Here is a 13,047-nt window from a genome sequence, read left to right as displayed (position 1 = left end):
AGCATTTTAATCTGCAAGGAGTCACCCATGAAAAAGATCGCAGCCGTAATTTCTGCACTTATGCTTACTTTTACTTTAGCCGCTTGTTCAAGCAACTACGTTATGCACACCAATGATGGTCGCACTATCGTTGCCGATGGTAAACCTAAAGTAGATGATGATACCGGAATGATAAGTTACATCGATGCCAATGGCACCGAACAGCAGATTAACCGCTCTGAGGTGAAAGAAATGGCTGAGGGTAACTAGTTTAGCGTGCAGGCAGGTTGTTTATTGCTGAGTCAATACTGAAAAGAAGCCTGATCACCGTTTTGAGTTTATCAGCAACAAGTTAAATTTAAGCTTTATCGATGTGCAATGCGTGGTGACGCTTACATTTAGTTTCTGAATATTTAGCTTCTTAATAGAGATAAGCTCTGGAAATCAGGTAAAAAAAAGCACCGCAAATTAGCGGTGCTGCATAAAATCACTATGGACAGACAGGGTAAATGTACAGGAAGTGAAAAAACAGTAGCTTAGCTACTATGTCTGGCATACCAGACCATTTGCAAACACAACATCACAACCACAAAGCCAAAAGCATTTCAGTACCTGGATACTAAACCTACTTTTCGTTCCGGCTCGGGAAGTGCCGCCACTATAGGTATTTGCTGGCGCATCATCAACGGACAATTTATAATGGCTCGGATTATAAAAACTAATAAGTAAACAAAGGGTTTCATCTGAAGATGAGCCGTTATAAAAAAGTATCCAATTAATGTCAAAACGATTGCCACCCCTGAACGCTTTGCGGGTTTTCGATGCGGCCGCACGCCACCTGAGTTTTACTAAAGCAGCCGAGGAGTTATTTGTTACTCAAGCTGCTGTCAGTCACCAGATAAAGTCGCTGGAGGATTTTCTTGGACTAAAACTCTTCCGCCGCCGTAACCGCTCTTTGCTTCTGACCGAAGAGGGGCAGAGTTACTATCTTGATATCAAAGAAATTTTCACCTCAATCAACGAAGCTACCCGCAAGTTACAGGCCCGCAGTGCAAAAGGTGCGCTAACTGTTAGCCTGCCCCCCAGTTTTGCCATTCAATGGTTGGTTCCTCGTCTTTCAAGTTTTAATACGGCTTATCCCGGTATTGATGTCAGGATTCAAGCGGTTGATCGGGAAGAGGACAAACTGGCTGATGATGTGGATGTCGCGATATTTTATGGCCGTGGCAACTGGAGCGGCTTGCGCACTGAACGTTTATATGCCGAATTCTTATTGCCGGTTTGCGCCCCCAGCTTGCTGATGGGAGAACATGGATTAAAAGTACCGGCAGATCTGGCTAATCACACTCTGTTGCATGATACTTCCCGCCGTGACTGGATGGCGTATACCCGACAACTGGGGGTTCCGCAGATTAATGTGCAGCAAGGCCCGATATTCAGTCACAGTGCGATGGTGGTTCAGGCGGCCGTACACGGGCAAGGTATTGCGCTGGTGAATAATGTTATGGCGCAATCAGAGATTGAGGCTGGACGTTTAGTCTGCCCATTTAATGATGTATTGGTAAGTAAAAATGCTTTTTATCTGGTTTGTCATGACAGTCAGGCAGAACTGGGTAAAATAGCCGCCTTTCGTCAGTGGATACTGGCCAAAGCTGCCAGCGAGCAGGAAAAGTTGCGCTTTCGCTATGACGGCTGATCAATCACAGTATCTGCGTAGTAATGACAACCCATTCATGATGGTAATCCACTACGATAAAATGGGTTATTGTCGGGCGATGTAACGACATACCTGCTATGAGGGTATATACCCGTTGCCCTTCAAGATGCAGGGGTATTGGCTGCGCATACTCACCCAGACACTTAGCTATCTAAGTGTCTGGGATTTGTTCGGTTGCCGCCTGCCTGCATCTCTAAGTAACTTGGGTGTAACGCTATCTAATTTAAGGTTAATAACGATGAATGGTCGTTTAATGCTGATATTTGCCGCCCTGAGCGGTTTCTTCTATGTAGCTTTCGGTGCTTTTGGTGCTCATGTATTGAGTGCCGCTTTGGGGCCGAATGAGATGGCCTGGGTTCGTACCGGGTTGGAATACCAAGGGTTCCATACGCTGGCAATTTTGGCGTTGGCCATTGCGATGCAACGGCAGATAAGTATTTGGTTTTACTGGAGCGGAGCCTTGTTAGCGCTTGGTATTCTGCTCTTTAGCGGCAGTTTATACTGCCTGGCTCTATCACACCTGAAACTGTGGGTATATATCACGCCAATCGGCGGAGTATGTTTTCTGGCGGGATGGATTTTGATGTTGATTGGCGCGCTGCGTCTAAGAAAAAGGGCCGAACGCCATGAATAATAAAATTGCTTTATATTGCCGCTCAGGTTTTGAGAAAGAGTGTGCGGCAGAAATTACTGCCAAAGCGGCACAGCTCGAAATATTTGGTTTCGCACGGGTAAAAGATAACAGCGGCTATGTTCTGTTTGAGTGCTATCAACTGGAAGATGCTGACCGTTTGATCCGTGAAGTGCCGTTTCGCGAATTGATTTTCGCCCGCCAGATGATGGTGGTGGGGGAATTATTGAAAGATTTGCCACCGGAAGATCGCGTATCGCCGATAGTGGGTATGTTAGTTGGTGTTGTCGAAAAAGCAGGTGAGTTACGCGTTGAAGTCGCTGATACCAATGAAAGCAAAGAGTTGCTCAAATTCTGCCGTAAGCTGACGGTGCCGTTGCGTAATGCTATGCGCGAACAGAAAATTCTTTCTGCTCGTGAGAATTCCCACCGGCCGGTAGTTCATGTGTTCTTTATTGCATCGGGTTGCTGCTATGTGGGTTATTCCTATAGCAATAATAACTCCCCATTCTATATGGGTATCCCACGCCTTAAATTCCCATCAGATGCGCCAAGCCGCTCAACGTTAAAACTGGAAGAGGCTTTCCATGTATTTATCCCGGCCGATGAATGGGAAGAACGCCTGGCAAGTGGGATGCACGCTGTCGATTTAGGCGCGTGCCCCGGTGGTTGGACTTATCAGTTAGTACAACGCAGCATGATGATAGAAGCTATCGACAATGGCTCAATGGCACAAAGTCTGATGGATACCGGGCAGGTAACCCATCACCGTGTTGATGGTTTTAAATATGAGCCAACGCGCAGTAATATCTATTGGTTAGTGTGCGATATGGTCGAGAAACCGGCCAAAGTGACGCAACTTATCATTAAATGGTTGGTAAACGGTTGGTGCCGTGAGGCGATTTTCAATCTGAAATTGCCAATGAAGAAACGTTTTGAAATTGTTTTGGAAAATCTGGAAATAATGGATGAGCAACTGAAAGAAAACGGTATCAATGCCCATATCCAGGCTAAACAGCTCTACCATGACCGTGAAGAAGTGACGGTACATGTGCGTCGTATCTGGGCGGGTGTGCCGGGCCGTCGCGATGAGCGATTTTAATCAGCCGCCATCTATTGCTATGTCTAAGGGGCCTTTTGGCCCCTTGATTTTTATACTGAAATTATTTTTTCAGTCGAAGTTGCTGTAAATTGCCACTTAATAGCAAATCGGTTTTCAATGTGGCAATCTGCTTGCAGATAAACGCCATTTCTTGGTGTTGTTGCAACTTTTTACGCCATTTCTCCGGTATGGATTCCAGGCTTTGATACAATTCCTCCAGACTGCTGACTTGCTGCAATAGCAGTGCGGCGGTTTTGGCACCAATACCCACGACCCCCGGAATTTTGCTGCTACTGATGCCCGCAAGCCCCCAATAATCAGGTAACTGGTGTGGTAATACCCCAAATTCCTGCTTCACAAATGGCATATCTAGCCAGCGTTTTTGAAAATAGTCACGAATCTGCACATTGGGAGCCAATAGCTGGCAATAGCCTTTATCGGTAGAAACGATGGTGGCCTGATGACCCGCCCCACTAATTTTTGCTACCAATGTCGCGGCCAGATCGTCAGCTTCATTGCCCGGTGAGTGCCAGCAGGCAACCCCCAGTGCATTGAATGCTTCGCGGATGTGCGGCATTTCCTGTTGCAGATTATCTGGCATCGGTGAGCGGCCTGCTTTGTAGTCCGGCAAGCATTGATGACGCCAGCTATCGGAGCGGTCATCCTCATCAAACACGGCAACCGCATGAGTAGGCTGGCTATGTGAAATAAGCTGTTGCAACGCATGTTGGCAGGCATTTATACAGGGTGAACCCTGCACCGCATGGATGCGACGAATAAGATTAAGGGCATCGACGATAAGAAGGTGGATTTGCATAGCCTGTCTTATATGAGGTTAAGCCAGATTAATGTCGGGCAGCGTTAGCCGATGCACTGAGTGCTAATGCTGCCCGGAGAAGGTGGTTTAGCTGCAAATTTCATAACAAGGCGTATAAGCAGTACCCGGTAACTTCATGCGATGCTGCGCAATAAAGCCTTGCAGCAAGCTATCCATTTGTTTCATCAATTGCGGATCGCCATGCAATTTGTAAGGCCCGTGCTCTTCAATGGCCTGAATCCCCACTTCTTTAACATTACCCGCTACAATGCCCGAGAATGCACGGCGAAGTGCTGCCGCCAGTTGTTCTGGTGGTTGGTTATGAGACAAATCGAGGTTCGCCATATTTTCGTGGCTCGGTTCGAACGGATGTTGTAAATCTGGTGCAATACGGATGGACCAGTTGAAGCTATAAGCATCACCGGTGTTGCGGCGGTTCTCTTTCACCAGCGGCATCGTTTGTTTCATCTGGCGGGCAACTTCATTCGGATTATCGATAATGATTTGGTAATATTTACGCGCATCATCGCCCAGCGTATTCATGATAAATTCATCCACAACACGGAAGTAATCAGCACTCTCTTTTGGCCCCGTCAGGATCAGTGGTAATACCTGTTCACTGTTCTCCGGATTCATCAGAATACCTAACAGATAGAGTAACTCTTCCGCTGTCCCCACACCGCCTGGGAAGATAATAATGCCATGTGCGATACGAACGAATGCCTCAAGCCGTTTTTCAATATCCGGCATGATAATTAATTCATTGACCAGCGGATTGGGTGGCTCAGCTGCAATGATTGAAGGTTCGGTCATCCCGATGAAACGGCCATTTCTGTAGCGTTGCTGGGCATGGCCCACTGCGGCACCTTTCATCGGTGCTTCCATCGCTCCTGGCCCGCAGCCGGTACAGATATTCAACTCTCGTAAACCCAGTTGGCTACCTACTTTGCGGGCATACAAGTATTCGGTTTCATTGATTGAATGGCCGCCCCAACACACAATCATATTCGGGTCTTCATCAAGATGCAGGGCGCGGGCATTACGCAAAATAGAAAAGACCAGATTGGTCAAATGGCTGGAGCTTTCCATATCAAGATGTTGGAAGCGCCCAGCATTAACGATCTGGCCATTCACAAACAGAATGTCACGTAAGACCGCAAACAGGTTTGCCTGCAACGAGCGGATGATTTTACCATCGACAAAGGCATGTTCTGGCGGATTGACCAGTTCGAGTTTTACGCCACGTTCGCGCCGCAGAACGTTGATATCAAAGCCTTCATAGCGAGATAAAAGCTCTTTACTGTTATCGGTAAGGCTACCTGAATTGAGAACAGCCAATGAACAGTTGCGGAATAAACGATACAGGTCGCTGCTGGCGGTTCGTTTGAGCATATCCACTTCGAGCTGTGACAACAGATCCATTGAACCAAGTGGGCTGACATGTGTAATCAAAGTTACTCCTTTACACCTCTAAGGGGGGTGGTGTCCGTGTATATCCTTCGTTCTTGAAACCGCAGGGGTGTCACCCGAATCACTGACTTAATGTGAGTTCATCGGGATTTGTTTGCCGCCTACCTGCAACGCCAATGACTTTGGGTATATCAGAATGCTGCTTTCTGTTTTGCCGTGGAATATCAAACAGATCATTCTGTATCACTCACTGATTTATTTACTGAAAATCGTGTGGAGATACTGTAATTAACCTTAACGTTGTCTCTTGATTTTTGCTAATACTAACGTGCGCAAAGCGCAATGTTGCGCAGACGCGCGCATTTATTGCCGTGCCAGGCGGCCAGTTGCGGGCACAAAATCGGTATTAGAGCGCCACGGGTTGATATCCAGCCCACCACGGCGGGTATAGCGTGCATAAACCGATAATGTTTCTGGCTGACAAAAACGCATGATGTCGTTGAAAATACGCTCTACGCACTGTTCATGAAATTCATTATGATGGCGGAATGAAACCAGATAACGCAGCAGTGCCTCACGATTAATCTGTGGGCCACGGTAGCGTATTTGCACGGAACCCCAATCCGGCTGGTGGGTTATCAGGCAGTTGGATTTGAGCAGGTGGCTTACCAGACTCTCTTCCACATGATGTTGACGGGTTGAGTTTTGCAGATAGTCTGCACTGAATTCATAACTCTCAATGCGAATATCCTGATGATCCAGGCATTCACCGCTGAAATTAGCGATGGGTTGTTCGGTTATATCATCAAGGGGGAATATCCGAACGCTGACCTCACCCTGCGCACAGACGGCCAAGTCCTGTTGCAGCGTGGCCTGCACGCTTTCCCAGTCAGCAAAAACGGTTTGGTTGAAGCTGTTGAGGTAAAGTTTGAAGCTTTTGGACTCGATCAAATTAACGCTTTTCGCATTCAGGCTGATTTCCCCCACGGCAACTTGTGGCAGGCCATTACTGTTCAGCCAGGACAACTCATATAATGTCCAGATGTCCGCGCCATGAAAAGGCAAGTTATCTGGATATAAACCGAGAGGCTCGCGGTTCATACTGCGCGGCACGGCCTGCAACAGTGTTGCGTCATAGTGGTCGCGATAAGCTGTGGGTTTACCCAGCGTCAGTTGCGCCAGAGCCTTGTTATCTTGATATGAAGACATGCTGTCCCCTTGATGAGAGAAAGGTACAATAGCCGTAGTTTATCAATTTATGCCGCGTTTAACTGCATTTCTAAGGGGGAATCCGCGCCCCTTAATCTTGCAGAGTCACTCGCCGCAATACTGAGAGTCAGAATGGACCAGAATGTTTCAGCGACACTGAGCAGTTTCACTCAACGCTATATAGAGCAGTGGCAGCAACACACCGGACACCCACCCGCCAGTGAGGAGCTGTATGGCGTGCCTTCACCATGCATTGTGGAAACCCGTGATAATCAGGTGCTTTGGTTGCCCCAGCCATTTGTGGCAGAGGCGACGTTGATCAATGTTGAACGTGCGTTGGAGATTAAGCTGCATCCAGATATTCATACTTTTTACACTCTGCAATATGCAGGCGATATGGTGGCTGATTTGGGTGACCACCGCTTCACATTGTTGCAGGTATGGAGTGACGATGATTTTATTCGTTTACAGGAAAATTTGATTGGTCATCTGGTGACACAAAAAAGACTAAAACTCTCGCCAACCCTATTTTTAGCCACCACAGAGTCGGAAATGACGATGGCTTCTCTGTGTAATGTCAGCGGTAACGTGGTGCTAGAGCAGTTTGGCAGTGGAAAACGCACGCTGCTTGCCGCAACGTTGGCCCATTTCCTTGATGCGTTACGCCCAGTATTACCTGAGTAATGTAACGGTTATTATCTATTTCGGCGCAGTTGGTGTGAGATATCTCGCACATCAGCTGTGAGACATCACTTCTATTATTTTTATGTAAAATCTCCGTGTTACATTTATCTTCAATAAAATCATTTTGTTATAAAAATTCATATTTTTGTATGTAAAAGTGTTTGTCGCATTCTTGCTACAGTACCTTGTCTCATTTTGTCGATTAAGCGATCCTTTACCCGCAGGATAGGATCCGGCGGAGAAGGAAGACATCGGGATGGTGTCGCTTCAGGATGAAGAACACAGGGACTGCTTAGGACGAGTGAAGGGACGTTTCAGGATGAAACAAAGGACACCTCCAGGATGGAGACTGAGAGCCAGTTCAGGATGATTGGTGGGTTAGGATAACCGTAGGATTAGCACCGGTATGGTGTAGGATAACGCGACGGATTGCCGGTTAGGATAACCACACGGAAAAGTTTTCAAGGATTGAGCAGGGAGCATCACTTTTAGCTGGATTGCTATGAAACGAATAGAGGGGTACTGGTAAAACAGTACCCCTTTTTTTATCTACATTTTGCTTAAACCAAATCGGTTGTTTATGGTGTTAGTTGGGCATCGTCGGCTTCAATGGTATGCTTTGCCGCCGTTGAGCCAGCCCGGTAATGGGCCGTTTTTGGGTTGAGAACATAATCATGAGTACAGAAAATAAGGTGCGTCAGAACCTACAGGATATTGAGCTTGCTATGCGTACCGTTGATCTCTGGCAAACTTTCCCGCCGCCAGTTGAAGCTTTCGCAAGTAACGAGCCGTTCAGCATTGATACCATGTCAGCAGAGCAGTGGTTGCAATGGGTATTTATTCCCAGAATGTATGCATTATTGGAATCTAATGCCCCGTTCCCCACTCGTTTTGCCATTACGCCGTATTTTGAAGAAGCGCTGACTGGCGAGGGTCGCCCGGATTGCACCTTACTGCTGGTAGAATTACAGCGTCTCGATGACCTGCTGAATAAAGAAAGTCACTAATGCTGGAAATACTCTATCAAGATGAACATATTGTCGCGGTAAATAAACCTGCCGGATGGTTAGTACACCGCAGTTGGCTGGACAGTAATGAAACGGTATTTGTGATGCAGACGGTGCGCGACCAGATTGGTCAGCATGTGTATACCGTCCATCGGTTAGACCGGCCAACCTCTGGCGTACTGCTAATGGCGCTATCTAGTGAGGTAGCCCGTACACTTTCCTTGCAATTTGAACAACATCAAATCCAGAAAACATATCATGCGGTGGTTCGTGGTTATGTGCTGGAAAGCGGCACCGTTGATTATGCGATGGCTGAAGAGCTGGATAAAATTGCCGATAAACGGGCCAGACAAGACAAAGCGCCGCAGCCATCCGTGACCCATTATCAGCCGGTGGCTCAAGTGGAAGTACCATTAGCTATTGGGCGCTATGAAACCGCCCGCTACAGTCTGATGGCACTCAAGCCAGAAACAGGGCGTAAGCATCAATTAAGGCGTCATATGGCGCATATTCGCCACCCTATCATCGGTGACACCGCGCACGGTGATTTGCGCCAGAATCGGGGAGTGGCGGAGCATTTTGCTTGTCCGCGGCTGATGCTCCATGCCAGTCATTTACAACTAAACCATCCGGTAACCGGTGAAGCACTTTTGCTCACCGCTCGCTGGGATGCGTCGTGGCAAGGATTGATGTCACACTTTGGTTGGTCTGGTATTGCTCCTGATGTTGAAAGGGTTGAGTTTTCTGCTACTGCGGGTCAGGATAGTGAGTAATTTTTTTAGTTAAAAAGGAATGTTATTTATGGCTCAGGTCGGGATCTTTGTCGGCACTGTTTACGGTAATTCGTTGTTAGTGGCGGAAGACGCCGAGAACATACTGAAAGACCAGGGGCATAAAGTAAAATTGTTTGATGAGGGTACGCTTGAAGCCTGGCAGTACTACCGTCAACATTATGCATTGGTGGTGACATCAACCACTGGACAGGGTGATTTCCCTGACAGTATTGCCCCTCTCTTTGTCGCTGTTCGCGATCAGGTCGGGTTCCAGCCAGAGCTGCGCTATGGCATTATTGCCTTGGGTGATAGTAGCTATGATAATTTCTGCGGCGCAGGGCGCGCATTTGATGCACTGCTGCAAGAGCAGGGGGCGACACGGATTGGCGAAAGACTGGAAATTGATGCGATGGAACACCCAGAGCCAGAAGTGGTTTCAGCGTTGTGGGTAGAAAAATGGGGGCGTTTGCTTAATCTTTAAATACTTAGCTCAGCCACTACATTGAAAGCGACCGTATCTACGGTCGCCATACTCCACGGTGATTATCTCTGATAGCTATACTTTCTTAATAAGTAATCTCTGCTCTGGGAAATCGATTAGTACGGTGAATCTGTCGAGGAAATTCTTACCGATTAATCCATCTGTATCCATCTGCTGGAATGTTCCATCTAACAGTACCGCATTTAGTTTTATATCTTTTGGGCCAATTCCGTTCAGTCGAAACTCTGATGATACGCAGCCTTCATGATCCATTTCTGCCATCACGGCCCGGCAAGAGATATCAATAGCAGGAGATTTAAGTCGCTCTTTCCAGAAAACTGACACTGATGCTCCAGTGTCCAAAACCATGTTGTATTCCTTTGAATTCTGCGAAACGTTGACTGTAATTCCTTCTTGTGTAACCTGTAGCGGTAATGAAATCCAGCCATCGGTCATGTTGATACCCAGTGCTTGGGTGTTGTCCGCAACCGATAGACGCTGATTTTTATAATCAATAAGTACAGCCTTTTCCTTGAATAAACCTAGACCAATCATCATCGTGTTTGGGAGGTTGCTGTCGGGAGTGAGGGGCATTCCCCGAGGGGAACTAATAGACATCCCCTTAATATCTTCAAATATCATTCCATTAATCGAAAGTCGAGGAATCTGGAATTTGTCATTGAGGAAAACCTTTCCAGTCAGATCAGTTGTGCGTTGTTTTCCTGTATTAAGCACCAAACCGGAGAGTTGTATCATAACATCTTTGAATAAGTACAAAGCAAAGGAGGCTCCTGTATCGATCATAAATGTTTGACGTTGACCGTTTATTTCAACAGTGGTCATTGGTATAGAAGCACTATCCAACTTAAAAGGCATATGCATGACAGCTTCGGAAGTGATTGGCTGCTTTTGTTGAGCGCTACAAGGGACAATAAATACGATTGCAGTGGATAAGAGACCGAATGCAATAAAGCATTTATTCAGTAAAAAATACATGAGAATTTTCCTTTTCCATTTCAGCGTTGTTGCTGAGATCAAATACCTTATCCGCCATTGCGATCATGGTTGGGCGGTGGGCAACAAAAATTCGTGTTATCTTCAGCTCGCGTATTGAATCATTAATTCGGGCTTCGTTATCGATATCGAGATCACTAGTTGCTTCATCAAGAAAGAGTATCCGAGGGCGTTTGTACAAGGCGCGAGCCAGAGAAATACGTTGCCGTTGCCCACCTGACAGGGCACTGCCCATATCACCCACCATTGTTTCATATTTCATTGGCATGGCTTCGATTTCCGTATGAATCGAAGCAAGACGTGCGCACTCAAACACCCATTCATTATCAGGGTGAATATCGAAAGAACTGATGTTAGCCTGTAAGGACCCTGCAAATAGTCTATCCTCTTGTAAGACACAAGCGATATGTTTGCGGTAGGTACCAAGACCTAACTGCCGAATGTCTATGCCGTCCAATAAAATAAGGCCGCTTTCTTGTGGTATTAACCCCCCCATTATTTTAAGCAGTGTAGATTTACCACAGCCTGATGGCCCTACGATGGCGAGGCTTTCGCCAGCTTTGATAGACAGGCATATATTCTCTAATACCGCGGTTTCACCTTCGCCATAACGATAACTAAGATTTGTGACTTTAATACTTCCAGCGATTGTATTTGGTGTGACTAGAACTGTACTGCCCTCATTAGGTTCGGGCGTGGCTAGAGCTACCTCTGACAGGCGTTCGCTATGCATATCGATCAGGCGGAGTTTGATAATAGAGTCAACGGCGCGTATGGTTCTGGTGACATACATGTCTGAGTAAATCAAAAAAGCAAATAGCATACCTGTGGTAATGGTTCCCCCATCTATCAGTTTTGCCCCTAGCCACAAGGTGACTACAGAAGACAGCCCGATTAATAATAGTCCTACTGTCTGTGTTATCAGATCGATCTTAAAAAGATAGATTTTTGCATTGGCTTCATCAGTAACCAAATTGAGCCAATCGGATCGTCGGCGTTCTGCCAAATCAAAGATTTTAATGCATGTGATCGCTCGTACTGTTTCAAGGAAATGTGACTGTTGCTTTGCTTCATGAGTAATCGCCTCTAGGTTGGCAGATCGGTAGGTGCGAAAAAGAAGGAATTTTATAATCGCATAGACTAATGATATTGAGACAACGACTGTCGCCAGATAGTTATTGTAGGCCCACATCAAAAAGATGAGTCCAAACACCACTACGACATCTAATAGTGATGCGACCATATCTGCTGTAAAAGCGTCCTGCACCGCCGACAATGAACTAAAACGCGAGGTAACATCACCGATATAACGCTTTTCGAAATATGAGACAGGTAAGCGGATTAGGTGGCTAAAAAGCCCGGAGTTCCATTGAATACTCAGCGTGTATTTAACTGACATAACAGTCCAGGATCGAACAATACTGAGTAACGCCCTGAGGATTAATAAGACAACAATTCCACACACTATCAATGAAACCAGATCAATATCGCCAGATATTAAAACCATATCGATAGTGAATTGAGCGGACATTGGAACCGCTATAGCAAGAAGTTCAATACAAAATGATAAAACCAAGACCTGAGTTAAAACCCGCGACAAGCCGGTAACGCTTTTGAACATGTCCAGCAGCCGAATGGTTTTCTTCTCAGAGCGTCGCTGAAAGCTTTTATTCGGCCAAATCTCAAGTGCGAAACCAGTAAATTGTTGAGATAACTCAGCTATTGAAATCTCTCTCTCGCCTTTTGCAGGGTCATGGATGAGAACCCCGTGGCGAGAAAATTTCTTTAATACCACAAAATGGTTAAATGACCAGTGCAAAATGCAAGGCGTCTTTAGCTGACGGATAGAGTCCAAGTCAGCCCTAACTGGGCGTGAACCCAATGAAAGACGATCAGCAAGCACGATAATATCTCGTAGACTCATTCCCTTCAGGGACATCATATTCCAGGCAGGCTCGCTGAAAAAAACCGATCAAGTGATTAATATTATTACCAGAAATTCTGGCTGGATTGTCATTAGCGTCAGAGTTTCCTTTATTGAATACGTAGCAGTAGTCACAATTAATATTGCAGCGTTCACTTATTTTTAATATTATTTCAAGATGTTTAATACTGTTTATTTTTAATTGGCTGTCCATAGCTTCACACTCCTTCATGATTGAAACTTCTGGGCTATAGGATAAATTCAATAGGGGCCACAAAAATTGTGGCCCCTTATATTAG

The 13,047-nt window shown here is 46.1% G+C and carries 13 protein-coding genes and 1 pseudogene; 8 read left to right on the top strand and 6 right to left on the bottom strand.

What is annotated here, in order from left to right:
• Positions 1–27: 27 nt before the first annotated feature.
• The 4 genes from AT01_RS07945 (at position 28) to rlmM (ending at position 3,429) form a co-directional block, all read left to right on the top strand.
• A complete protein-coding gene (locus AT01_RS07945) occupies positions 28–249 on the top strand; it encodes a YgdI/YgdR family lipoprotein (RefSeq protein WP_042546740.1) in 222 nt (73 codons plus the stop codon).
• 508 nt (positions 250–757) lie between these two features.
• Positions 758–1,675 carry a transcriptional regulator GcvA gene (locus tag AT01_RS07940; RefSeq protein ID WP_042546739.1) on the top strand — a complete coding sequence of 306 codons (918 nt, stop codon included), beginning with the start codon at positions 758–760 and terminating at the stop codon, positions 1,673–1,675.
• Positions 1,676–1,934: 259 nt separating this feature from the next.
• Complete coding sequence (locus AT01_RS07935; RefSeq protein ID WP_082039567.1) at positions 1,935–2,330, top strand: DUF423 domain-containing protein; 396 nt, start codon at positions 1,935–1,937, stop codon at positions 2,328–2,330.
• Positions 2,323–3,429 carry a 23S rRNA (cytidine(2498)-2'-O)-methyltransferase RlmM gene (rlmM, locus tag AT01_RS07930; protein WP_042546738.1) on the top strand — a complete coding sequence of 369 codons (1,107 nt, stop codon included), beginning with the start codon at positions 2,323–2,325 and terminating at the stop codon, positions 3,427–3,429. The genes AT01_RS07935 and rlmM overlap by 8 nt, the downstream gene beginning before the upstream one ends.
• A gap of 61 nt (positions 3,430–3,490) precedes the next feature.
• On the opposite strand, the gene xni is transcribed toward rlmM, so the two are convergent.
• From xni to queF, 3 genes are all read right to left on the bottom strand, one after another.
• Positions 3,491–4,246, bottom strand: a complete 756-nt coding sequence (xni, locus tag AT01_RS07925) for a flap endonuclease Xni (RefSeq protein WP_042546737.1) — start codon at positions 4,244–4,246, stop codon at positions 3,491–3,493.
• 87 nt (positions 4,247–4,333) lie between these two features.
• On the bottom strand, positions 4,334–5,698 hold the full coding sequence (gene ppnN / locus AT01_RS07920) for a nucleotide 5'-monophosphate nucleosidase PpnN (protein WP_042546736.1): 1,365 nt from the start codon (positions 5,696–5,698) through the stop codon (positions 4,334–4,336).
• 321 nt (positions 5,699–6,019) lie between these two features.
• Positions 6,020–6,865, bottom strand: coding sequence for an NADPH-dependent 7-cyano-7-deazaguanine reductase QueF (gene queF, locus AT01_RS07915; RefSeq protein ID WP_042546735.1), 846 nt, complete (start codon positions 6,863–6,865; stop codon positions 6,020–6,022).
• Positions 6,866–6,997: 132 nt separating this feature from the next.
• Between queF and syd the strand changes: the two genes are divergently transcribed.
• The 4 genes from syd (at position 6,998) to AT01_RS07895 (ending at position 9,810) form a co-directional block, all read left to right on the top strand.
• The gene (gene syd, locus AT01_RS07910; protein WP_004705112.1) at positions 6,998–7,549 is read left to right on the top strand and encodes a SecY-interacting protein; all 552 of its coding nucleotides are present in this window, start codon (positions 6,998–7,000) and stop codon (positions 7,547–7,549) included.
• Positions 7,550–8,223: 674 nt separating this feature from the next.
• Positions 8,224–8,556: a YqcC family protein gene (locus AT01_RS07905; RefSeq protein WP_042548545.1), complete on the top strand. Its 333-nt coding sequence runs from the start codon at positions 8,224–8,226 to the stop codon at positions 8,554–8,556.
• The gene (truC, locus tag AT01_RS07900) at positions 8,556–9,329 is read left to right on the top strand and encodes a tRNA pseudouridine(65) synthase TruC (RefSeq protein WP_042546734.1); all 774 of its coding nucleotides are present in this window, start codon (positions 8,556–8,558) and stop codon (positions 9,327–9,329) included. Before AT01_RS07905 ends, truC begins: the two co-directional genes overlap by 1 nt.
• A gap of 28 nt (positions 9,330–9,357) precedes the next feature.
• A complete protein-coding gene (locus tag AT01_RS07895; RefSeq protein ID WP_042546733.1) occupies positions 9,358–9,810 on the top strand; it encodes a flavodoxin in 453 nt (150 codons plus the stop codon).
• A gap of 75 nt (positions 9,811–9,885) precedes the next feature.
• Here AT01_RS07895 and AT01_RS07890 read toward each other — a convergent pair whose 3' ends face one another.
• From AT01_RS07890 to AT01_RS22240, 3 genes and pseudogenes are all read right to left on the bottom strand, one after another.
• On the bottom strand, positions 9,886–10,806 hold the full coding sequence (locus AT01_RS07890; protein ID WP_042546732.1) for an aspartyl protease family protein: 921 nt from the start codon (positions 10,804–10,806) through the stop codon (positions 9,886–9,888).
• Complete coding sequence (locus tag AT01_RS07885; RefSeq protein ID WP_042546731.1) at positions 10,787–12,766, bottom strand: peptidase domain-containing ABC transporter; 1,980 nt, start codon at positions 12,764–12,766, stop codon at positions 10,787–10,789. The genes AT01_RS07890 and AT01_RS07885 overlap by 20 nt, the downstream gene beginning before the upstream one ends.
• Positions 12,759–12,962 (bottom strand): annotated as a pseudogene (locus AT01_RS22240) (cyclophane-forming radical SAM/SPASM peptide maturase XyeB); the annotation flags it as partial. The gene AT01_RS07885 and the pseudogene AT01_RS22240, both read right to left, overlap by 8 nt.
• Between the last annotated feature and the right edge of the window lie 85 nt (positions 12,963–13,047).

This window comes from Yersinia aldovae 670-83 (assembly GCF_000834395.1).
GTDB classification, from domain to species: Bacteria; Pseudomonadota; Gammaproteobacteria; order Enterobacterales; family Enterobacteriaceae; genus Yersinia; species Yersinia aldovae.
This window is presented reverse-complemented; position numbering and strand designations above follow the sequence as displayed.